The following is a 21,991-nucleotide window of genomic DNA, read 5'->3' on the forward strand; positions in this document are numbered from 1 at the left end:
GACGCTGGGGCCGCGGGGCAACGCCGGGCTTCGCCTTGGCGCCGATGGCGCGTAGAAGGGGCCCATGACCGTCGCTTCCAGCATCGACCCCGCGGACGTCGAGCGCTTCTCCCGCATCGCCGCCGAATGGTGGGATCCGCGGGGCAAGTTCGCGCCCCTGCACAAGTTCAATCCGGTTCGCCTGGCCTTCATCCGCGAGCAGGCCCTGATCCGGTTCGGCCGCGACAGCCAGGCGCGCAGGCCCTTCGAGGGGCTCAAGCTGCTGGACATCGGCTGCGGCGGCGGCCTGCTGAGCGAGCCGATGGCGCGCCTGGGCTTTTCCGTCACCGGGGTCGACGCCTCGGAGCGCAATATCGGCACCGCCAGGGCCCACGCCGCCGAGCAGGGCCTGGCCATCGACTATCGCGCCGGCACCGCCGAGGGGCTGGAGGCCGAGGGGGCGGGTCCCTACGACCTGATCCTCAACATGGAGGTCATCGAGCACGTCGCCGACCCGGGCGAGTTCCTGCGCAGCTGCTCGCGCCTGCTGGCGCCCGGCGGCCTGATGATCGTGGCCACCCTCAACCGCACGCTCAAAGCCTTCGCCCTGGCCAAGGTGGGGGCCGAATACGTCCTGCGCTGGCTGCCCGCCGGCACCCACGACTGGACCAAGTTCCTCAAGCCCGACGAACTCCGAACCTTCCTCAAGGACGAGGCCCTGCGGGTCCAGGGTCCCTTCGGGGTGAGCTTCGATCCGCTCAACGGCCGTTGGTGCCGGTCTTCGGACTGCGACATCAACTACATGATGACGGTCACGCGCGACGCGTCGTAAAGACGGCACGTTCAAAGGAAGTCCTCATGGCCTCGATCCGCGTGCTCGGCCACGCTTTCCGCGCTTGGCGGCGCAATATGAAGTGGGCGAAGCACGAGCCGGAGACGCCGTACCTGGCCGACCTGCTGTCGGGGGCGCCGGTCTGCCTGCACGTCGGCGCCAGCGACGGGCGCCATTCCTATGTCATGACCCAGGTGGCGCCTGACGCGCGCATCTATGCCTTCGAGCCCTCGGCCTTCACCTTCGAGGTGCTGAAGCACTGCCTGGCCTGGCACGGCATCTCCCGTCAGGTGACCCCGATCCACGCGGCGGTGTCCGACACCCCAGGCGAGATGCTGCTGGTGACGCCGAAGAAGACCTCCGGCCGCATGGGCCGCGCCTACGCCTTCGTCTCCGACGCGCCCCCCGAGGGCAAGGTCCGCCCCGACCTCGAGGATGTCGGCGTCGAATTGCAGCCCACCCCGGTGGTGACCCTCGACGGCTATTGCCAGGCGCACGGGATCAATCGGGTGGACTTCATCCGCATGGACATCGAGGGGGCCGAGCAGAAGGCGCTGAACGGCGCGCTCGGCATCATCGACCGCGACCGGCCCCACGTGCTGCTCGAAATCCACCCGGCCATGCTGGAGGCCCGCTTCGGCGGCACCGCCGAGGGCGTGGTGGAGATGTTCCGTTCCCGCGGCTACCGCATGTTCGCCCTGAACGGCGACCGGCTGGAGGAGCGCACCACCGTGGTGCCGAACCTGCCCTGGAAGGACTACTTCTTCGTCCACCCCAGCCGAGCCCCCAAGCTTCCCGACGGCGTCTTCAAGGCGCGAATGGCGGCCTAGAGGCCGGTGGGCCGCCGCGTCGTCCTGGTCGACGCCGTCTGCCGCTTCCGGGTCCTGGTGGCCCACCAGCTGAGCGGAGTGATCTTCGGCTATGCCGGACGGCTGGACTAGGGGATGGCGAGGCGGCGAGCCACCGCCTCCAGAAACACGCGGGTCTTGGTGGCCAGATGACGGGTGGACGGCATCAGGGCGTAGACGGGGGCCGGGGCGCTGCGCCAGTCGGGTAGCACCCGCTCCAGCCGTCCGGCCCGAAGGTCGTCCGCGACGTCTATGCTGGACTTCAGCATGATCCCGTGGCCGGCGACGGCCCAGTCGTGGACGGCGTCGCCATTGTCCGAGCGCAGGCGCCCTCGGGCTGGCAGCTCGACCGCCGCGCCGCCAGGGCCCTCCAGCCGGATCGGATCTCCGCCCTCCCCGTAGCGTACCCAGGTATGCCCCTCGATATCTTCCGGCGTCCCGGGCCGACCACGGCGTGTCAGGTATTCCGGCGCGGCCACCAGGATGCGGTGATTGTCCGCCAGCCTGCGCATCACCGCGGCGCTGTCCTGTGGCGGGCCGATGCGCACGGCGATGTCGATCCGCTCGTCCACCAGGTCGACGATGCGGTCGCTGAGCTTCAGATCGATGTCGAGCTGCGGGTGCTGGTCGATGAGTTGCGCCGCGACGGGCGCCAAATGGATACGCCCGAAGGAGATGGGCGCGCTGACCCGAAGCAGGCCCTGGGGGCCTTTCCGATTGCCGGCCAGCCGGGCCTCGGCGGCGTCCAGCTCTTCCAGCATTCGCTCGACGTGAACCAGCAGACCCAGGCCCTCGTCGGTCGGTGACAGGCTTCGCGTCGTGCGGTTGACCAGCCGTACGCCCGCGCGCCGTTCCAAAGTGGCCAGGCGCTTACTCACCACCGCCAGGCCAACGCCGAGATCCCGCGCGGCCGCCGATAGGCTGCCGAGGGCCAGGATGCGCTGGAAGGTTCTCAGTTCGTTGAGGTCGCCGAGCATTATCAACTTACATGCATGAATGTGTCGACTAATGCGCCAATTCTCTTGGATTGGGCAAGAGTCTAGCTCTGCTCCCGAACCGCGGCGCTCGCCGCCAGTCAGGACAGCTCCAATGACGACGCCTCTCTCGACGCCTCTGACCCTGCCGGGCGGCGCGGTCTTGCCCAACCGTATCGCCAAGGCGGCGATGAGCGAGGGGATGGCCGACGCCGCCAACCACGCGACCCCGCGCTTGGAAAGGCTCTATCGGACCTGGGCTACCTCCGGTGCGGGCCTCCTGCTCTCCGGCAACATCCAGGTCGATCGCTGGCATCTGGAACGGCCGGGCAATGTCGTACTGGAAGACGAGAGCGGCCTTGCCGAGCTGCGTAGGACAACGGCCGCGGCGACCTCCGACGGCGCACATTTCTGGGCCCAGCTCGGTCACACCGGCCGCCAGGTGGAGAGCGCCATCAACGCCCAACCCCTGGCGCCCTCCAGCGTCGAGATCGATCTGATCCGCGGCACGGGCCTGTCCTTCGCCGTCCCGCGGGCGATGACAGAGGCGGAGATCGGTCACGCCATCGGTCAGTTCGCGGTCTCGGCCAGGCTGGCCAAGGCCGCGGGCTTCACAGGGGTCCAGCTCCACGCCGCCCACGGCTATCTGTTCTCCCAGTTCCTCAGCCCACTGGCCAACCGCCGCACCGATCGCTGGGGCGGCCCGTTGGAGAACCGGGCCCGCCTGCTGCTGGAGACCCTCGCCGCGGTTCGCGCCGCTGTGGGTCCGGGCTTCCCCATCGGCGTCAAACTCAACGCCTCGGACTTCCAGAAGGGCGGCTTCACCAGCGCCGACTGTCTGCAACTGACGGCTTGGCTCAACGACACATCCCTCGACCTGCTGGAGCTCTCGGGGGGCTCGTTGGAGCAGCCAAAGCAAGTTGGCGTCTCGGTGAAGGACGAGGGGGAGGACTTCCGTCCACCGAGCACCGTCGCCCGTGAGGCCTATTTCGTCGCCTTCGCCGGGGCGGTGCGCGCGGTCGCCACCATGCCGGTCATGGTCACCGGCGGCTTTCGCGGAACTGCGGGCATGACCGCCGCCCTGGAGGCTGGCGAGCTGGATGTGGTGGGGATCGGCCGGCCGTTCATCGCCGATCCTCTGACCGCGACGCGCCTGCTTTCGGGGGAGATCGAGAGGGCGGTGACGCCGGAGACCGGGATCAACCTCTTCCACCTGTTGGGCTGGAACAACACCCAGCTCGAACGGCTGGGCGATGGCTTGGCGCCGGACCTCACCCTCGGTGGCGAGGAGGCTACGACCATCTTCCGCGCGCGAGAGGCCCAGGTCCTGGCGGCGCTCCTGGACCACCGAGAGCGGAAGGCGGCCTGATGGGCGGCGTGAGGCTGGCTCACTATGCAGTGCGGGCCGCCGACCTCGAAGCGTCCCGCCGGTTCTATGTCGAGGTTCTGGGTCTGCGGGTCGGTTCTCGTCCCGGCTTTGGCTTTCCCGGCCTCTGGCTCTACGCTGGCGAGGATGAGTCCCAGTTCGGCGTCGTCCACCTGATCGGCGCCGGCGAGGGACTGCAGGCCTATCTCGGCGACGGCGCCATTCCCCAGGTCGGGACCGGCGCCCTTGACCACATCGCCTTTCTGGCGGCTGACTGGCCCGGCCAGCAGCGACGGTGCGCGCGCCACGGGATTGACTATGTGGAGCGAACGGCGCCGGATCTCGGGCTGCGCCAGGTCTTCCTGCGCGATCCCGACGGCGTGACGGTGGAGCTGAACTACCCGGCCACGGAAGCCAACGCCGAGTCCCCCCTGGCGCACCCCCATGGGCCGTCCTAGAACCGGCCCAAGAAGATATCGGGGAGGGGACAGCGATGCTGGCCTTGATGATGGACCGGGCGCTCAGCCTGCCGTCCATCCTGGAATATGCGGCGGCCTATCATGGCGACCGGGAGGTGGTGACACGCACCGTCGAGGGGCCGATCCACCGCTACACCTATGCCGACGCCCTGGCCCGCGCCAAGCGGATGGCCAAGGCCCTGACCGCGCTGGGCGTCAAGCGTGGCGACCGGGTCGCGACCCTCGCCTGGAGCACCCACCGCCACTTCGAGCTCTACTACGCCGTCAGCGGCATCGGCGCGGTTCTGCACACCATCAATCCCCGCCTGCATCCCGACCAGGTGGCCTGGGTGGCCAACCATGCCGAGGACAGCCTGCTGCTGTTCGACATCAGCTTCGGCGAACTGGTGGGGGAGCTGGCGGCCAAGCTGCCCCTGGTGAAGACCTTCGTGGCCCTGACCGATCGCGAGCACCTGCCCAAGGAGTCGCCGCCCGGGACCCTGGTCTATGAGGAGCTGATCGCCGCCCAGACGCCGGACTTCACCTGGCCGGAGCTGGACGAGCGGACCGCCTCGGGCCTTTGCTACACCTCCGGCACCACGGGCAATCCGAAGGGGGTGCTCTATTCGCACCGGGCCACCGTGCTGCACGCCATGGCCATGGTGCAGCCCGACGCCTTCGACCTGGGCGCCCGCGACGCCGTCCTGCCCTGCGCCCAGATGTATCACGCCAACGCCTGGTGCACGCCCTATGGGGCGCCCCTGGTGGGGGCCAAGCTGATCCTGCCCGGCCGCCACCTGGACGGCCCCTCGATCTGCGAGCTGGCGGTGGCCGAGAAGGCCACCTTCCTGCTGGGGGTGCCCACCATCTGGGTCGGCGTCCTCGACCACCTGGACCAGACCCACCAGAAGCTCACCAGCGTGCGGACCGTGGCGGTCGGGGGCTCGGCGCCGACGGCGGCCCTGATCGGGCGCATCGAGGACCAGATGGGCGCCACGGTGCGCCAGATCTGGGGGATGACCGAGACCAGCCCCATGGGGGTGATCAACACCCCCCTGCCGACCCACGCCGGCGAGGATCCCGCCATCAGCGTGGCCCGCAAGCTGAAGCAGGGCCGCGGCCTCTGGGGCGTGGAGATGCGCATTGTCGCCGACGACGGGACCCTGCAACCCCGCGACGGCGCCAGTCCCGGCGCCCTGCAGGTGCGCGGGCCGTGGGTGTCCTCGGCCTATTTCAAGAACGAGGGGGCCCAGGCCTTCACCGACGATGGCTGGTTCGACACCGGCGACATCGCCACGATCGACGCCGAGGGCTACCTGCGGCTCACCGACCGGGCCAAGGACGTCATCAAGTCGGGCGGGGAGTGGATCTCCACCCTGGACCTTGAGGACGCCGTGTCCTCCCACCCGGCCGTGGCGATGGCGGCGGCCATCGGGGTGCCGCACCCCAAGTGGGATGAGCGGCCCCTGCTGCTGGTCACCCTGCGGCCCGGCCAGACCGCCGATCCGGAGGTGTTGAAGGCCCATGTCGCCGCCCGGGTCGCCAAGTGGTGGACCCCGGACGAGGTGCGGATCGTCGAGGCCCTGCCCATCGGACCGACCGGAAAGGTGCTCAAGCGCGAGCTGCGCGAGCAAATCACCGCCGCCGGCCCGTCCAGTTAGAACCGGCCTTGTGATCGCGCGTTCAAGCCCCAGGTAATATTCCAAGACCTGGCGGAGTTCGACACGTGGCGCGCAGACGGCCCAAGGGTGTGCTTGAAATTACGTGGGCGGTGGCGGAGTCGGCGGCCTGGGGTCGCACCGAGCACGTGCCGGTCTCCGACGACTATCCCGATCACGTGGTCCGCCGCACGACCTTCAGCGCCGGCGGTGACCTGGGCTGGAAGCTGTCGGCCATCGAGAGCCCGCGCGCCAAGCCCGCCCCCTGGAAGATCGTCGTGGTGACCGGCGCCCCCTCCTGGGCGGAGTACTGGGCGCCGGCCATCGCCGCCCTGCCGCAGGACCGCGAGATGGTGGTGGTCGACCGGCCCGGCTACGCCGGCTCCGAACCCGTGGAATATGTCGGCGACATCCGCCAGCAGGCCCTGGCGCTGAGCCCCCTGCTGCAGGCGCGGCCCGGTCAGAAGATCCTGCTGGTGGGCCAGTCCTACGGCGCGGCCATCGCCACCCTGATGGCGGCCTCCAATCCCGGCAAGGTGGCGGGCCTGGTGCTGCTCTCGGGCTATTACGGCCAGCCCGGGCCGACGGCCGAGTGGCTGCTCAAGGTCGGGGCCAGGATGCTGAAGATCATTCCTCGCGACGTGCGCCACGCCGTCCTGGAGGTCACCAACCAGCCCGACCAGCTGCACGGTATGCATACGGCCCTGCGCAACCTGAAGGTCCCGGTCCACGTCGTGCACGGCGACCAGGACGACTTCGCCCCCATCGAGCTGGCCGAGAAGCTGGTGGCCGAGACCCGCACGCGGCGGCCGATGCGGTTCGAGCGGGTGGCCGGCGCCAACCATTTCCTGAACGACGGACCCGCTGAGGACCTGCTGGCCACCCTGGAGGGTTGCATCCCGCCGCGTTGGGAATTGCGCCTGCGCTGGCCGAAATGGCCCGCGGGCTGGCCCAGGCGTCTGGGTCTCTCGAAGCCGGCGTCTCTCCACGCCTGAGGGAACAAGCTACGGTTGTCGTGGGTTTGAGGGGGCGGCGGGGCTCTCAAGGAGACGACCGACATGAACACCAAACTGCTTCTCGCCGCCGCGGCGGCCACCCTGATCGCTGTTCCGGCCATGGCGCAGGTCGCCGGAACCGCCGGCGTGAAGGCTGGCGTCAGCACCCCGGCCGCGGGCGCGACGGCGGGGTCGGCCATGGGCGTCCAGACCAACCTCCCGGCCGCCACGCCGCCGGTCGACACCGGCGCGGTGAACCCGCCCGCGACCTCGGCGACCACCTCCGCCACCGGGTCCGCCAGCCTGGGCGCGGCCACCGGGACGGCCACCAACACCGCGGCCACCGCCGCCGACCTGACCGTCGGGGCGCCGGTCACCGACTCCACCGGCGCGCCCATCGGCACCATCTCCAAGGTGACCAAGGGCAAGACCAGCGCCGAGACCATGGTCACCCTCAGCGCCTCGGGGAAGACAGCCACCCTTCCGGCGGCCAGCCTCTCCCTGAGCGGCGGCAACCTGGTCTCCACCCAGACCAAGGCCTCCATCTGGGGCCAGAAGTAAACGAACGACGTCCCGCGGGTTCGGGCCTCGGCGCCCGGACCCGCAACCTCGCCAATTTCCCTTGGCGCGCGACATCTGAACGGCGATAAGGTTCGCCTCTCGGAAGTCTCGGGCATACCCGGACTTCGATAATCCGCCCGCTTAGACGGGCGCTGTTCGGGGAACGCCAGGATGAAAGCCGCCGTGCTGCGCGAAGTGGGCAAGCCGCTTCAAATCGAAGACGTCCAGATCAACAAGCCGGGCCCGCACGAGGTCCTCATCCGCACCAAGGCCGCCGGCCTGTGCCACTCCGATCTGCACTTCATGGAAGGCTCCTATCCCCACCCGCTGCCGGCGGTGCTGGGCCATGAGAGCGCCGGCGTCGTCGAGCAGGTGGGCTCGGAGGTCCGCACGGTGAAGGTGGGCGACCACGTCATCACCTGCCTGTCGGCCTATTGCGGCCACTGCGACCAGTGCCTCACCGGCCACCTCTCGCTCTGCGTCTCGCCCGAGACCAAGCGCGGCGCCGATGAGGAGCCCCGCCTGACCACCCCGGCCGGGCCGATGATCCAGTTCTTGAACCTGTCGTCCTTCGCCGAACACATGCTGATCCACGAGCATGCCTGCGTGGCGATCCGCAAGGACATGCCGCTGGACCGCGCCGCCCTCATCGGCTGCTCGGTGATGACCGGCGTCGGCGCGGCGATCCACACCTCGGGCGTCCGTCCCGGCGAGACCGTGGCCGTCATCGGCTGCGGCGGCGTGGGCCTCTCGGCCATCAACGGCGCGGCCATCGCCGGCGCCGGCCGCATCATCGCCATCGACATGGTGGCCTCCAAGGGCAACCTGGCCATGGAGTTCGGCGCCACCGACTTCATCGACGCCTCCCAGACCGACGCGGTCAAGGAAGTGCTCGAAATGACCAAGGGCGGCGTGCACCATTCCTTCGAGGCCATCGGCCTGTCGAAGACCGCCGAGCAGGCCTTCAACATGCTGCGCCGCGGCGGCACCGCCAACATCATCGGCATGATCCCGGTCGGTCAGAGCATCACCCTGATGGGCGCGGCCTTCCTGGGCGAGAAGAAGCTGCAGGGCTCGATGATGGGCTCCAACCGCTTCCCGGTCGACATGCCGCGTCTGGTGGACTTCTACATGAACGGCAAGCTCAAGCTCGACCAGATGATCTCCCAGCGCATCAAGCTGGAGCAGGTCAATGAAGGCTTCGCCGACATGAAGCGCGGCGAGCTGGCCCGCTCGGTGATCATCTTCGACTGAACCCCGTCGGATTGACCGGAACGTCAGAGGCCCTCCCGCGCGGGAGGGCCTTTTTCGTGGCCGCGTTAGGGTTAAATAGTTGTATTCCACAAATAAAATGTCGGCGGGCGAAACCGACGCGGGGGACGGGTGTTTGAGTCGGCGTCCCCCTCCGGAGCTCTCCCCATGGCTGACGAGACCGACCCCGAGCTGACGCGTCTGACCAGCATCTGGCGCATGCGGTTCGGCGAGCCGCCGCCGATCCTGGCGGAGGCGGCCCTGATCCGTCGAATCCTGGACTCCCTCCCCAGCGACGAGGACGAGGACTAGGCCTGCAGCACCTTGCGGACGCCGGGATTCGGGTCCTGGACGACCTTGCTCTCCACATCGAAGATCATGGTGGACCGGGTCTTGACGTCATAGGCGGGCCAGGCCGGCAGATCCGGCCCATTGGGGCTGCCCGTGCGGGCGAAGGCCAGCCAGGCGCTGGACATCTGGTCGGCCACCGCCTGGGGCTCGTCGCCGCGGCCCACGAAGTTGCGGGCGCGCTCGACATTGTCGAACACCAGCGGGATCTCCAGGGCGTGGGGGCATTTGAGCCGCCCCCGCGACACCGGCGTCTCCCAGGTCAGCATGTACATGTAGGCGGGCGCGGCCTGCTGGGCGGCCTTGCGTTCGGCCAGGGTGATGGAGCCCAACCACATCCCCGTGGCGGTCTGGGCGGCGCTGGCCAGGTAGGTCGGCGAATAGTCGGGGTGGACCTTGCGCAGCTCGGCCACCAGGGCGTCGGCCTTGTCGCCGGCGGCGGCCTTGGCGCGCTTGGCCAGGTCCTCCTCTGTCAGCTCCCCGAACTTCGGGTCACCGATCATGAACAGGGTGCTCTCGTCCTTGTTGGTGCCGATCATCACCGGGACGTCGGCGCTTAGGACCGGCGCGTCGGGGACGAAGGGATCGCGGGGCAGGGCGACGCCGTCCACCACGGGGCTGAAGTTGCGCATGCGGTCCCCGGGGACCTTGACGCTGGCCCGGCTGATCACCTCGGTGGGCAGGGCCGCCAGGGCCGCGGCGTCCTTCACCTCCAGGGCGTCCAGCAGGGCCTGGGCGGTCTTGGCCGCATCGGCCTCGGCCGCGCCGCGCAGGCCGGGGCCGGACTGGACGATGGCCTTGTGGAACAGGCCCTTGGCGCCGGGCATGCCCATCAGCAGGGAGACCTTCCAGCCGCCGCCGCTCTCACCGAAGATGGTGACATTGGCCGGATCGCCGCCGAAGGCCTCGATATTGTCGCGCACCCATTCCAGCACCTGGACGATGTCCAGCATGCCGGCGACCCCGGACTGGGCGTAATCGGGGCCGAAGGCCTCCCCCAGGTGCAGGTAGCCGAAGACGTTGAGGCGGTGGTTGACGGTGACCGTCACCACGTCGCCCTTCCGCGCCAGGGCGCCGCCGTCGTACATGGCCGCCCCGCCCGAGCCGTTGGCGAAGCCGCCGCCATGCAGCCAGACCATCACCGGCCGCCTGGCCTGGTCGAGGCCCGGGGTCCAGACATTGAGGAACAGACAGTCCTCCGAGGAGGCCGGTTCGTCCGGGGCCGGGGGATCGCCGGCCGAGGAGCCGCGCTCGCCCGGCGCCATGCCCGACTGGATGGCCGGGGCGCCATAGCTGACAGCCTCGGCGGCCTCGGTCCAGGGCGCCGGCCGGCGCGGCGGCTTGAAGCGATGCTCGCCCGTGGGCGGCGCCCCGTAGCGCAGGCCCTTGAACACCTGCAGCACGTCCTCGACATAGCCTCGCACCGGGCCATTGCTGGTGGAGACCACCGCGGTTCGGGTGAGCGGCGCGCGCGCCAGGTCGTCGGCCATCGTCATTCCTCCATCCGGCCGCCCCATTCTTGCCCGCGGTACGGACGTGAGGCTGTTCGTCTTGGAGATCAGTCTGCGCCCGGAAGCGCGCCGATGGCAATCACAGTCAGGGGATGAAGACACCCATGAGGACCGGCCGGGCATAGTCCTCCATCACCCGATCCGTGGAGCCGGGATGGTGGCGGGGGTCCATGGAATTGGCGCCGTTGAAGGCCACCATCAGCATCTGGGCGGCCAGCAGGGGGTCCACCGGGCGCAGGGTGCCGTCGGCGATCCCGTCGCTGATCTGGCCGGCGAAGGCGTGGGCGATCTGCTGGAAGCGCAGCCGCAGGCGGCGGCGCGAGGCGGGGGGCGCCGCGGCCATGGCGTAGTGGCGCAGCATGCGGCCGGCCTCGCCGGAAGCCTGGTGCAGGATCAGGGAACAGACCGCCAGCCAGATGCGGCGCCAGCCGTCCGGGGCCTCGGCGGCCCGGCGCTTGGCCTCGTCGATCAGGTCGAAGGTGCGCTCGAAACAGGCTGCGGCCAGCTCATCCTTGTCGGTGTTGTGGTGGTAGAACGAGCCCTTGGTGACGTTGAGCTGGGCCGAGATCTTGTCCACGGAGGCGCCGCGATAGCCCTCGCGGTTGATCAGGTTGGTGGCGGCGATCAGGAAGCGCTCGCGGGTCACCTCGTCGTTCTGCGCCACGGGCGAGCCCAGGGTCAGGAGCGGCAGGTCGGGCCAGGGTTGATCGCGGCCGGCGATGCCGTCCAGCATCAGGTCGGCGATGCGGGCGGCGACGCGGGGATAGTCGCTGGGCTCATAGGACTCCAGCCAGGCGTCGGCCCAGCCGAGCTGGTCGATGATCAGGCGGGCCAGGGCCGTGCGCCGGGCCCGGGTCATCCACGGCATGTCGGGCGTCTTGGCGAAGCGGCCGATGCGGACATAGAGCTCGCGGAAGGCCTCCATCAGCGGCTGCTGCTGGTCGCCCTCGATCAAGCTGATCTCACTGAAGGGGGCGAGCGGCGGGGCCTCGCCCAGGGCGATCCGCCGGCGCACCTCGAAATAGGCCTCCACGAACCGGCGCAGACGGGCGGGCGGCTCGGTCTCCAGATAGGCCTCGTCCAGCATCAGGTCGTAGCGCGCGATGGTGTCGCGCAGGACCGCGGCGGCCAGGTCTTCCTTGCGCTTGAAATAGTAGGTCAGGCTGACCGGGTGCAGGTCCATCCGCTTGGCCACGGCGGCCAGGGTGAAGCCCGAGACCCCGCGGTCGTTGAAGACCTCCGTGGCCGCGGCCATGATCGCCTCGCGCTTGGCGGCGTAGCGGGCGCGGGCCTTTGGCGGGGCGACGGCTTGCGGCATGGAATCCTCTGCTCCGACAGGACCTTAGGTCTGAGCTTAGAGCTTTGCCGGTCGCCCGCCTAGCGACGCAGGCCCGCGACCTTGATCGGGTCTGTGTCCGCCGCGGCCAGCTTGCGGGTTTCGCTCTTGTCGTCCCTGGCGACCTCGGCGGCCTCGCCGCTGTTCACCAGGTGGTCGATGTGGGCCTTCTTGGCGCGGAAGGCGGCCAGTTGGGCGCCGGCCAGGACCGTGCCGGTGGGCACCTTCACCCCGATCGGATTGACCCGCGCGCCCTTCAGCCAGGTCTCGTAGTGCAGGTGCGGGCCGGTGGACGCGCCGGTGGAGCCCACATAGGCCACCAGCTGGCCCTGGCGCACGTGCATGCCGGGTTTCAGCCCCTTGGCGTAGCGCGACAGGTGTCCGTAGCCGGTCTCCCAGCCGTTGGAGTGCCGGATGCGCAGCCAGTTGCCATAGCCGCCCCAGCGCCGGGCCTCGACCACCACGCCGTCGCCGGCGGCCAGGACGGGGGTGCCCATGCCGGCGCCGAAGTCGATGCCCTGGTGCATGCGATTGAAGCCGAGGATCGGGTGGCGGCGCATGCCGAAGGTGGAGGTCATCCGCGCGCCGTCCACCGGGGTGCGCAGCAGGAAGCCCTTGATGTTCTTGCCCGCGTCGTCGAGGTACTCGACATCGCCGCCGGGCATGACGAAGCGGTAGAAGCGGATGCCCTTGATCTCGGCGTATTCGAGGTCGCCGGTCTCCACGGTGCGGCCGCTCTCGGTGACCTTGCGGTCGAAGACCAGCTCGAACTTGTCGCCCGGCTTGATGTCGCGGTCGAAGTCGATCTTGTGGGAGAACAGCTTCACCATCTGGGCGGTGATCGAGGAGGTGGCCCCCAGGCGCGAGGCGCTCTCGTAGAGCGAACCGGTGATGGCGCCCTGGGCGACGGTGGTCTCGTCGCGGATCTTCTCTTCCATCTCCCGCAGGCGCAGGGCGCCGTCGAAGGTGCGCGAGACGGTGACGGCGGTGGCGGGGCCGGTGCGCAGGGACAGGCCGATCAGCCGGGCCGGGCCGCGCTGGCCGCGGGGCCGGGCGACGGCGGCGTCGAAGGCCATGCCGGCCTTGATGTGGACGGTGTCCATGGCCTCGCCCAGGGTCTGGACGGCCTGGCGGGCCTCGTCGGGGGCGACGCCGGCGCGCAGGACGGCGTCCTCGAAGGTCTCGCCGGGCTGGATCTTGACGGCGATGTTCTCAGGGCGCGCGAAACCCGGCTGGGCCTCGGCCTGGGTGAAGGCGGTGTGTTGCAGGGCGGCGATGGCGGCGGGATCGAGGGGCGGCGGGGTCGGGGCGGTGGCCTCGGCGGCCGTGAGCTTCCAGCCCAGGGCCAGGGCGGCGAAGCCCGCCACGCCCACCAGCAGGCGGGGGGCGATACGAAGGGTCGGCCGTCGCGGATCGAACTCGTGCATCGTGCCCCCGTTACTAACGACGCTCTAGCCTAGCTTGGCCTTAAGCTAGCTTCAAAATGGCGCATCTGGCAGATAAGCCAGCAAAACGCAGGCCGCATCATTCTGCCCTGCGCTGGTTAACCGTGAATGAGGACCGTGTGGACCGGTCGTATTGTCACGGGCAGAGGTCATCTTATGAGAATGCGGCGAGAAATCGTCGCCCTCGCATCGCGTTTGCTTATCGGCCCCTCCGACTTACAGAAGACCCAGAACCAACTCCGCGGGACGGCACAGGGCCGCGCCCTTCGGGGTGACCACAATAGGCCGATTCACCAGGATCGGGTCGAGGATCATCGCGGCGAACAGGGCCTCGTCGGAGGCCGCCGGATCGCTCAGGCCCAGCTCGTCGGCACGGGTGCCGCGCACTCGCAGGATCTCGTGGGCGCCCACCCCCATGGCCTTGGTGAGGGCCGCCAGCTGATCCCGGGTCCAGCCCTCCTTCAGATACTCCACGACCTTGGGCTCCACGCCCTTTTCCCGCAGCAGGGCCAGGGTGTTGCGCGAGGTGCCGCAGGCGGGGTTGTGATAGATGGTGATGTCGCTCATGGGCCCCTTTTAGCGGCCCGATCTCACCAGGTGAACCTCTGCTCGCCGGTGACGATGGTCGCGCCCGAGATGTTGTTGGCCGAGACCTTGGGCGGCCGGGCGGGCAGGGGGCGGGCGTCCTTCGGCCAGGCCTCGGTCACCGCGGCGTAGCGGGTGTCGATGACGCCGGGGCCCTTGGCGCGGAAGCCGACGGCCACGCCCTCGGGCGCCGCCTGCCAGCGGACGCGGGTCCACTGGCCGGGCTCGGCCAGGATCTTCGCTGGGCGGCCATTGACGGTGGCGTCGGTGAGGCGGCCGGTGGGGCGCAGGTCCAGGGCGACGGTCCGCGCGCCGGCGGGAGGGATGATCCTGACCTGCAGAGAGCCGTCGATCAGCCGCTCGAGGGCCACCGAGGGCGGAACCGGGGTCACCGGCTTGGCCCAGGCCGACTGGGCGGTCTCGGTCCGCCAGCCCACGGGCGGGTCGTCCTTGACGATATGGCCGCCGTCGGCCCGTAGCACGCCGCGGGTCCATTCCGGCGGGTTCGGCGCCAGGCTGAAGCGCTTGGCCTGGCCGGTGGCGCCGTCCACCACATAGGCCAGGATGCTGGGTTGGGGGTGACGCGCGCTCCAGGGCGGCAGGACCCGCACCAGGCCCACGGTCAGGAACCCCAGGAGCAGGACCACCAGGGCCACGGTGCGCGGCCGCGTCTCCTCGGGCTCGGCCTGGATCAGGGGCCAGACCAGCAGGGCGGCGAGCCAGGCGAACAGGGCCTGGACCTCCACCCGGTCGATGCCGACGAACACCCCGTGGGCGAAGACCAGCACCCATTGCAGGGCCAGGGCCGCCAGCAGACCCACCCCCGCCGTGACCGCCGCGGGCCGCCAGGTCCCCAGGGCGCTCACCGCCCCGGCCAGGGCGGCGAAGGCGAGCGGCCAGGCGATCAGGAAGGCCGCCGTGGGGGCTGCGACCTGCAGGGCCAGGGCGGCGGCGAAGGCCAGGCCCAGGACGCCGGTCCAGGTTCCGGCCACCCCGGCGGGGCGTCCGAAGGCCAGCAGCGCGATGATGGCCGCCGCGCCCCCCAGGCCCAGGCCGATCAGGTTCCAGCCGGACAGGGCGGTGCAGAGCGCCCCGGCCAGCAGGGCCAGGCCCGCGGCGCCCAGGCGCATGCGCCCGCGCCCGACGCTGGCGGCGGCGAACAGGATGGCGCCGATTCCCACCAGCAGCAGGGCCGCCTCCCACAGGCCGGCCTGGGCCAGCAGGGGCTGCTGCTCGTAGAAGCCGAAGCCCGCGCCGGTGGCCCAGCGCGACAGCATGAACAGGACGGCGCTGGTCAGGATCAGATAGAGGGCGGCCCCCAACCCCTTGGCCACGTCGGCCAGGACGAAGGCGTCGGCCCGCCGGGCGCGCCAGACCGCCAGCGCCATCAGGGCGGCGATCCCCGCCAGCACCGCCCAGCCCACCAGGGTCGGATAGGTCAGCAGGTGGCCGCCGAAGGTGTTGGCGTAGACGGCGTCCGGCGCCTTGGCCGGCAGGGTCTTGGCGAAGGCGACCGCGCGGGCGGTGGCAAGGACCTCGTCGCCCAGGTGCTGCAGGCTGCCCTGGCTGAGGTTCTCCGGCGTGGAGACCGGGGAGTGATAGTCGAACTGCCGGGCGATGAAGGCGTAGTTCAGCCCGGGGACCCCGGCCTTGCGCGGCACGGTGAAGTCGGTGTCGTTGGGGAGCTGCTTGTAGAGATAGACGATCAGCGAACTGGAGGCCGGGGAGGGGGAGGCCGCGCGGAACATCTCCACCACGGCGCCGTTCTCCGGCGCGGTCTCGAACATGTTGGCCCGGCCGCCGCCGCCGCGGGACTCCATGTTGATGACGAAGCCGACGTGGGGGGGCAGGGGATGGGACTGGAAGAAGGCCGTGGCGCCCAGCAGGCCCGCCTCCTCGCCGTCGGTGAGCACCAGGACCACGTCGCGGGCCGGCGTTCCCTGGGTCTTGATGGCGCGGATCACCTCCAGGGCCGCGGAGACCCCGGCGGCGTCGTCGGCCGCGCCGGGAGAGCCGGGCACGCTGTCATAGTGGGCCATCAGGGCGAGCGCCGGGGCGGACCGGTCGGCGCCCGGCAGGACGCCGACGACATTCTCCACCACCCCGCCCAGCACCAGGGGCTCCTTGCCCGGAATCTGCTCGAAGGCGTCGGCCCGCTGCACCTGGGGGCCGAGGCCGAGGGCGGTCATGCGCTGGACCAGGTGGTTGCGGACCGCGAAATTGGCCGGCGAGCCCACGGGGTGGGGCGTCCTGGCGATCACCCGGTCGTCGACCATGGCCCGGCCGGCGGAGAAGGCCCCGGCCGGGGCGTCGGGGCCCAGGGGCCGCGGGGTCATGCCCGCCCACACGGCCACGATCAGGGCGGCCACGAACGCGGCGGCCAGGACGACATCTTTTCTCAAGGTCACGCTCCCCAGCGGTCAGGCCGGGGGAGGTTAACGGCAGAGGTGGTCCAGGCCAAACCCAAAGCGGGGACCCAGGGTGGCGCCCACACAGAAACGCCCGCCGCGAGGGCGGGCGCTCTGCCGAATTCCTGGACGTGAAAGGCCTGGCGGCGTTGTTCTGATTAGGCCGCGACGGCGCTCTCTTGGGGGTCGCGCAGCACGTAGCCGCGGCCCCAGACGGTTTCGATGTGGTGCTTGCCGTCGGCGGCCGCGGCCAGCTTCTTGCGCAGCTTGCAGATGAACACGTCGATGATCTTCAGCTCGGGCTCGTCCATGCCGCCATAGAGGTGGTTGAGGAACATTTCCTTGGTGAGCGTCGTGCCCTTGCGGAGCGAGAGCAGCTCCAGCATCTGGTATTCCTTGCCGGTCAGGTGGACGCGGCTGGAGTTCACTTCGACGGTCTTGGCGTCGAGGTTGACGGTGATGTCGCCGGTCTTGATGACCGATTGGGCGTGGCCCTTGGAGCGGCGGACCACGGCGTGGATGCGCGCCACCAGTTCGTCCTTGTGGAAGGGCTTGGTCATGTAGTCGTCGCCGCCGGCGCCGAACGTCTTGACCTTGGTGTCGATCTCGGCCGAGCCCGACAGGATCATGATCGGGGTGTTGATCTTGCCGACCCGCAGCGTGCGCAGCACGTCCATGCCGCTCATGTCGGGCAGGTTGAGGTCCAGAAGGATCAGGTCGTAGTCGTAGATCTTGCCCAGATCCACGCCCTCTTCACCGAGGTCCGTCGTATAGACGTTGAAGCCTTCCGACTTGAGCATCAACTCGATGCTCTGCGCGGTGGCGCTGTCGTCCTCGATCAACAGTACGCGCATAAAATTCTCCTGAACCGCCCGCGCCTAAGATTGGATTCTTCGGAATCCACGTCGTCCCTCACGGCTAGCTTGCCAGCGAGTTAATTTAAGACCGGTTAATAGTGAAAGGCCTCTGACCGAATCGTTAACTCGATTTCGGAATCACCAGCAAGCGCGGCCTCGGAACCGCGAGTCGCGGCGCTGTTGAATCTTTTGTGATTGGACAGGCCTGGGCCTGCTTCGCGCGCGCCGCCCCAATCCGGCCTGATCGGCCCCCGGCCGGTCGGGACGGCGGGAAGCCTGAGTCCGTTCAACGGTTTGAGTCCGCTGTGAGGTCTCACATGGTCGTCCGGGCGCTGGGGCGCCAGCCTGTGGCGGGCGGGCGAAGTCGGGCGGCGACCGGGCCTTCGGCCGCCGCCGCGTCCGAACGACGCATCCTTAAGAAGGAGCTCGTTCGGGAGGGCGCGGGCCCCTCGCCGACGGAACGGGCGAGGGCCTGGAGAGTTTGCACGGGCGAACCCCTTGAAGGACATTCCCATGCCCACGCCGTCCAAGTCCGCCAACGACGCCCTCGCCCTGGCCCCCGTGCTCAATGAGCCCCTCGAGGTGAGCGCCGGCGTCCTGCAGGGCGCCGCGGCCAACGACGCGGTCACCGGCGATCCCCTGGCCGGGGTCGCCCCCGCCGCCAAGCCCACCCTGCGCGAGCAGATCCGCAAGCATCCGATCCTGACCCTGGCCCTCGGCGGCCTGGTGATCGGCGGCATCGCCGCCATCGCCGGCCGCGGCGCCATCGTCCGCACCGCGCGGCCCATCCTGGTTCGCGCCGCCCGCCCGGCCCTGATCAAGGCCGCCGCCCGCCATCCCTTCAACACCGCCAGGCTCGCCGCGCGCTACCCCAAGGCCGCCGCGCGCATCGCCGCCGGCCTGCGCCGGGCCGGCTGACCCGTTGGGCGGCCGCGCTAGCGCGGCCGCCGTGCTTCCCCGCCCGTCCTGTCACGGAGCTGTGGGCGGAACGTCACGCTCCTGAAGCTTGGCCGTTAAGAAGCGCTGCTACCCCACCACGCCGGAACCGCAAAGGGCGGTCCCGACCGACTGGGGGCAACCATGAAACGTCATCTTCTCGCCGGCGCCGCGCTGGGCGTCATTCTCTTCGGCTGGACGAACGCCATGGCCGCCGAGGCCGCCGCCGATGCGGTGGAAACGGGCGCGGTGGAGGAGCTTGTCGTCTTTGGCCGCGGCGAGGCCCGGCAGGTCCAGACCGTCGATGGCTCGGATCTCCAGCTGGAGGTGGCCGGCGCCAGCCCGCTCAAGATGGTCGAGAAGCTGCCCAATGTGAACCTGCAGTCGGCCGACCCCTTCGGCGCCTATGAGTGGTCCTCGCGCATCTCCATCCGCGGCTTCGACCGCAACCGCCTGGGCTTCACCCTGGACGACGTGCCGCTGGGGGACATGACCTACGGCAACCACAACGGCCTGCACATCTCCCGCGCCATCGCCGGCGAGAACGTCGGCCAGGCGACCCTGGCCCAGGGCGCGGGCGCCCTGGGGGTCGCCTCGGTGAGCGACCTGGGGGGCTCGCTGCAATTCCGCTCCCGCGATCCCTCGGCCGAGTTCGCGGTCCTGGCCGCGGCCACCGCCGGCTCCAACGACACCTATCGCGGCTTCGTCCGCCTCGACAGCGGCGAGCTGGCCACCGGCGCGCGGGGCTATCTGAGCTACTCCTACAACACCGCCGGCAAGTGGAAGGGCGACGGCGAGCAGCGCCAGACCCAGGTCAACTTCAAGGCGGTCCAGCCGATCGGCGAAGGCTCCCTCACCGGCTGGGTCAACTGGTCGACCCGCCAGGAGAACGACTACCAGGACCTGTCCCTGGAGATGATCAGCCGCCTGGGCCTGAGCTGGGACAACTTCGCCCCCAACTATGCCGGCGCCATCCAGGTGGCCGAGATCGGCAACAACCGCGGCGACACGGGGGTCACCCCGAGGTTCCCCGCCTACGGGACCGTCTATCCGGGCAAGATCGTCAGCCCCGACGACGCCTATTACGACGCCTCGGGCCTGCGCGACGACCTGATCGGCGCCGTGACCCTGGACATGCCGATCACCGAGGCCCTGCGGGTCAAGGCCACCGCCTACGGCCACACCAACGAGGGCCAGGGCCTGTGGGTCACGCCCTACGTCCCCTCGCCCAACTATGGCGTCGCCGGGGCCACCACCAATGACTCGCCGCTCTCGATCCGCACCACCGAGTACGACATCAACCGTCGCGGCCTGGTGGCCGGCGCCACCCTGACCCTCGGCGCCCACGAGATCGAGGGTGGCTTCTGGTACGAGGACAACGACTTCACCCAGGCCCGGCGCTTCTACGCCCTGAACCGCGCCTCGTTCTCGCGGGACATGCTGGAGATGCAGTCGGGCGCCTTCCGCACCGACTGGGAGTACGATTTCAAGACCACCACCCGGAAGTTCTACCTCTCCGACACCTGGTCGATCAGCGACGCCCTGGCGGTGAACTTCGGCTTCAAGTCGCTGTCGGTGGAGAACGAGGCCACCACCGTGGTGGGCGCCAACAAGACCGGGACGATCAAGGCCGAGGAGAACTTCCTGCCGCAGATCGGCGTCCGCTACGACCTGACCCCCGACAGCCAGGTCTTCCTCGGCTATTCGGAGAACATGCGGGCCTTCGCCAGCTCGGGCACGTCGGGCCCGTTCTCCACCACCCAGGCCGGCTTCAACGCCATCAAGGACAAGCTGAAGCCGGAGCTGTCGCAGACCTTCGAGGCCGGCTGGCGCTACAAGACCCCGGACTTCCAGGGGGTGATCGCCCTCTACCACGTGCAGTTCAAGAACCGGCTGTTCGGGGTAGCCGTGGGCTCGGGCATCCAGGGCAACCCGGCGGTGCTGTCCAATGTCGGCGGGGTCACGGCCAAGGGCTTCGAGGCCGCCGGGGACTGGAACTTCGCCCCCGACTGGTCGCTGTTCGCCTCCTACGCCTACAACGACTCGACCTATGACGAGGACACCCGCGACGGCAACGGCGTCATCGTCGCCCGCACCGCCGGCAAGACCACGGTGGACACGCCGGAGAACCTCTTCAAGGCCGAGCTGAACTACGACAACGGATCGCTGTTCGGGAAGTTCGGCCTGTCCTATCTGAGCGAGCGCTTCTTCACCTACGAGAACGACCGCGGCGTTCCCTCCCAGACCCTGGCCGAACTGACCCTGGGCTACCGGTTCTCCGGCTCCCCGATGCTGGAGGGCCTGGAGCTGCAGCTCAACGTCAGCAACCTGTTCGACGAGGCCTATATCTCCACCATCGACTCCAACGGCTTCGCCATCCGCGGCGACAGCCAGACCCTGCTCGCCGGCGCGCCGCGGCAGGTCTTCGTCACGGTCCGCAAGACCTTCTAGTCTATCCCCGAACTGGAGCCGGGCCGCCGCGCCCGGCTCCTCTTTTCGAACTCCGGGAGCGCCCCATGACCCTGCGACGCCTGCTGATCGCGGCCTTCGCCCTGGCGCTCGCCGCCGCCGGCCCCGCCCTGGCCAGGGATCCCGATCGCCGCCTGGTCCTGGTGACCGTGGACGGGCTGAGCTGGCAGGAGGTGTTCCGCGGCGCCGATCCGGTCCGCGCCGCCGACAAGACCTTCGTCGAGAATCCGGCCGCCCTGAAGGCGCGGTTCGTCGAGGTTCCAGACCGCCCCCGCGCCCTGACCCCCTTCCTGCACGACGTGGTGGCCCGGCAGGGCGTCCTGCTCGGGGACCGCGACCACGGGGGCTGCGCGGCGGTGACCAACGACATGTGGTTCTCCTATCCCGGCTACAACGAGATCCTCACCGGCCGGCCCGACCCGGCCATCACCTCCAACGAGCACGGCCTCAACAGGAACCTCACCGTCCTGGAGTGGCTGAACGGGCGTCCCGAATTCCGCGGCAAGGTCCGCGCCGTGGCGTCCTGGAACGTCTTCGACGACATCCTGGCGGCCGCCCGCAGCAAGCTGCCGGTCAACGCCGGCTGGGCGACCCCGGCCTCGCGCACGCCCATGGAGGCGACCCTGGCCCGCCTGCAGGCCCAGACCCCGCGCCGCTGGGCCGGGGTGCGGTTCGACCTCTTCACCCACGGCTACGCCCTGGAGACCCTGAAGCACGACAAGCCCCGGGTGCTGTTCGTCTCCTACGGCGAGACCGACGACTTCGCCCATGAGGGCCTCTACGACCAGACCCTGATCGCCGCCCGCCGCACCGACGACTTCCTCGGCGAGCTCTGGGCCGCCCTGCAGGCCGACCCGGCCTATGCCGGCAAGACCACCCTGATCGTCACCACCGACCACGGCCGCGGGACCGACGAGCGCACGATCGCCTGGAAGAGCCACGGCAAGCCCGCCTGGCCCGGTTCCGACCAAACCTGGATCGCCGCCATCGGCCCCGGCATCGCGCCCCAGACGGCCCCGTCCAAGGCCTGCGCGGGCGCCAACCAGGTGGCCGCCACGGGGCTCCAGGCGCTCGGCCTGGACTGGAAAGCCTTCGACCCCGCGGCCGGCCCGCCCCTGCCGATCTTCAAGGCCGGGGGCAGGGTGTCGCAGCCTTGAATCTTCATCCGAAGTTA

General features: G+C 69.7%; 19 protein-coding genes. 12 read left to right on the forward strand and 7 right to left on the reverse strand.

Features of this window, described 5'->3' with window-relative positions; genetic code table 11:
• Positions 1 to 64 precede the first annotated feature (64 nt).
• Both ubiG and AC1RN5_RS02820 read left to right on the forward strand, forming a co-directional pair.
• Positions 65 to 811 (forward strand): bifunctional 2-polyprenyl-6-hydroxyphenol methylase/3-demethylubiquinol 3-O-methyltransferase UbiG, encoded by a 747-nt coding sequence (gene ubiG / locus AC1RN5_RS02815; protein WP_493039750.1) that lies wholly within the window; start codon positions 65 to 67, stop codon positions 809 to 811.
• A gap of 26 nt (positions 812 to 837) precedes the next feature.
• Positions 838 to 1,641, forward strand: a complete 804-nt coding sequence (locus AC1RN5_RS02820) for an FkbM family methyltransferase (protein WP_493039751.1) — start codon at positions 838 to 840, stop codon at positions 1,639 to 1,641.
• 107 nt (positions 1,642 to 1,748) lie between these two features.
• On the opposite strand, the gene AC1RN5_RS02825 is transcribed toward AC1RN5_RS02820, so the two are convergent.
• A complete protein-coding gene (locus tag AC1RN5_RS02825; protein ID WP_493039752.1) occupies positions 1,749 to 2,636 on the reverse strand; it encodes a LysR family transcriptional regulator in 888 nt (295 codons plus the stop codon).
• Positions 2,637 to 2,748: 112 nt separating this feature from the next.
• Between AC1RN5_RS02825 and AC1RN5_RS02830 the strand changes: the two genes are divergently transcribed.
• The 7 genes from AC1RN5_RS02830 to AC1RN5_RS02860 all read left to right on the forward strand — a co-directional run bounded on the left by AC1RN5_RS02830 (position 2,749) and on the right by AC1RN5_RS02860 (position 9,234).
• On the forward strand, positions 2,749 to 4,002 hold the full coding sequence (locus tag AC1RN5_RS02830; protein WP_493039753.1) for an NADH:flavin oxidoreductase/NADH oxidase family protein: 1,254 nt from the start codon (positions 2,749 to 2,751) through the stop codon (positions 4,000 to 4,002).
• The gene (locus AC1RN5_RS02835; protein WP_493039754.1) at positions 4,002 to 4,457 is read left to right on the forward strand and encodes a VOC family protein; all 456 of its coding nucleotides are present in this window, start codon (positions 4,002 to 4,004) and stop codon (positions 4,455 to 4,457) included. The genes AC1RN5_RS02830 and AC1RN5_RS02835 overlap by 1 nt, the downstream gene beginning before the upstream one ends.
• Before the next feature lie 35 nt (positions 4,458 to 4,492).
• Positions 4,493 to 6,118 (forward strand): long-chain fatty acid--CoA ligase, encoded by a 1,626-nt coding sequence (locus AC1RN5_RS02840; RefSeq protein ID WP_493039755.1) that lies wholly within the window; start codon positions 4,493 to 4,495, stop codon positions 6,116 to 6,118.
• A gap of 65 nt (positions 6,119 to 6,183) precedes the next feature.
• Positions 6,184 to 7,110: an alpha/beta fold hydrolase gene (locus AC1RN5_RS02845; RefSeq protein WP_493039756.1), complete on the forward strand. Its 927-nt coding sequence runs from the start codon at positions 6,184 to 6,186 to the stop codon at positions 7,108 to 7,110.
• A 63-nt stretch (positions 7,111 to 7,173) separates the two neighbouring features.
• Positions 7,174 to 7,671 (forward strand): hypothetical protein, encoded by a 498-nt coding sequence (locus AC1RN5_RS02850; protein WP_493039757.1) that lies wholly within the window; start codon positions 7,174 to 7,176, stop codon positions 7,669 to 7,671.
• A gap of 171 nt (positions 7,672 to 7,842) precedes the next feature.
• Positions 7,843 to 8,925, forward strand: coding sequence for a Zn-dependent alcohol dehydrogenase (locus tag AC1RN5_RS02855; RefSeq protein WP_421932698.1), 1,083 nt, complete (start codon positions 7,843 to 7,845; stop codon positions 8,923 to 8,925).
• Between the two features lie 165 nt (positions 8,926 to 9,090).
• A complete protein-coding gene (locus tag AC1RN5_RS02860) occupies positions 9,091 to 9,234 on the forward strand; it encodes a hypothetical protein (protein WP_493039758.1) in 144 nt (47 codons plus the stop codon).
• Here AC1RN5_RS02860 and AC1RN5_RS02865 read toward each other — a convergent pair.
• The 6 genes from AC1RN5_RS02865 to ctrA form a co-directional block, all read right to left on the reverse strand.
• On the reverse strand, positions 9,231 to 10,760 hold the full coding sequence (locus AC1RN5_RS02865) for a carboxylesterase/lipase family protein (protein WP_493039759.1): 1,530 nt from the start codon (positions 10,758 to 10,760) through the stop codon (positions 9,231 to 9,233). The genes AC1RN5_RS02860 and AC1RN5_RS02865 overlap by 4 nt on opposite strands.
• 106 nt (positions 10,761 to 10,866) lie before the next feature.
• Positions 10,867 to 12,099, reverse strand: a complete 1,233-nt coding sequence (locus tag AC1RN5_RS02870) for a TetR/AcrR family transcriptional regulator (RefSeq protein WP_493039760.1) — start codon at positions 12,097 to 12,099, stop codon at positions 10,867 to 10,869.
• Between the two features lie 59 nt (positions 12,100 to 12,158).
• The gene (locus AC1RN5_RS02875) at positions 12,159 to 13,544 is read right to left on the reverse strand and encodes a peptidoglycan DD-metalloendopeptidase family protein (RefSeq protein ID WP_421932694.1); all 1,386 of its coding nucleotides are present in this window, start codon (positions 13,542 to 13,544) and stop codon (positions 12,159 to 12,161) included.
• A gap of 234 nt (positions 13,545 to 13,778) precedes the next feature.
• Entirely contained in the window at positions 13,779 to 14,129 is a 351-nt protein-coding gene (arsC, locus tag AC1RN5_RS02880) for an arsenate reductase (glutaredoxin) (protein ID WP_493039761.1), read from the reverse strand.
• A gap of 23 nt (positions 14,130 to 14,152) precedes the next feature.
• Entirely contained in the window at positions 14,153 to 16,549 is a 2,397-nt protein-coding gene (locus AC1RN5_RS02885) for a M20/M25/M40 family metallo-hydrolase (protein ID WP_493039762.1), read from the reverse strand.
• A 164-nt stretch (positions 16,550 to 16,713) separates the two neighbouring features.
• Entirely contained in the window at positions 16,714 to 17,409 is a 696-nt protein-coding gene (ctrA, locus tag AC1RN5_RS02890; RefSeq protein ID WP_293494050.1) for a response regulator transcription factor CtrA, read from the reverse strand.
• 516 nt (positions 17,410 to 17,925) lie between these two features.
• Between ctrA and AC1RN5_RS02895 the strand changes: the two genes are divergently transcribed.
• The 3 genes from AC1RN5_RS02895 to AC1RN5_RS02905 all read left to right on the forward strand — a co-directional run bounded on the left by AC1RN5_RS02895 (position 17,926) and on the right by AC1RN5_RS02905 (position 21,974).
• Positions 17,926 to 18,330, forward strand: a complete 405-nt coding sequence (locus AC1RN5_RS02895) for a hypothetical protein (protein WP_493039763.1) — start codon at positions 17,926 to 17,928, stop codon at positions 18,328 to 18,330.
• A gap of 162 nt (positions 18,331 to 18,492) precedes the next feature.
• Complete coding sequence (locus AC1RN5_RS02900) at positions 18,493 to 20,799, forward strand: TonB-dependent receptor (RefSeq protein ID WP_493039764.1); 2,307 nt, start codon at positions 18,493 to 18,495, stop codon at positions 20,797 to 20,799.
• Between the two features lie 65 nt (positions 20,800 to 20,864).
• A complete protein-coding gene (locus AC1RN5_RS02905) occupies positions 20,865 to 21,974 on the forward strand; it encodes an alkaline phosphatase family protein (RefSeq protein ID WP_493039765.1) in 1,110 nt (369 codons plus the stop codon).
• Positions 21,975 to 21,991 lie beyond the last annotated feature (17 nt).

The organism is Phenylobacterium sp. GW821-FHT12F10 (assembly GCF_058806695.1).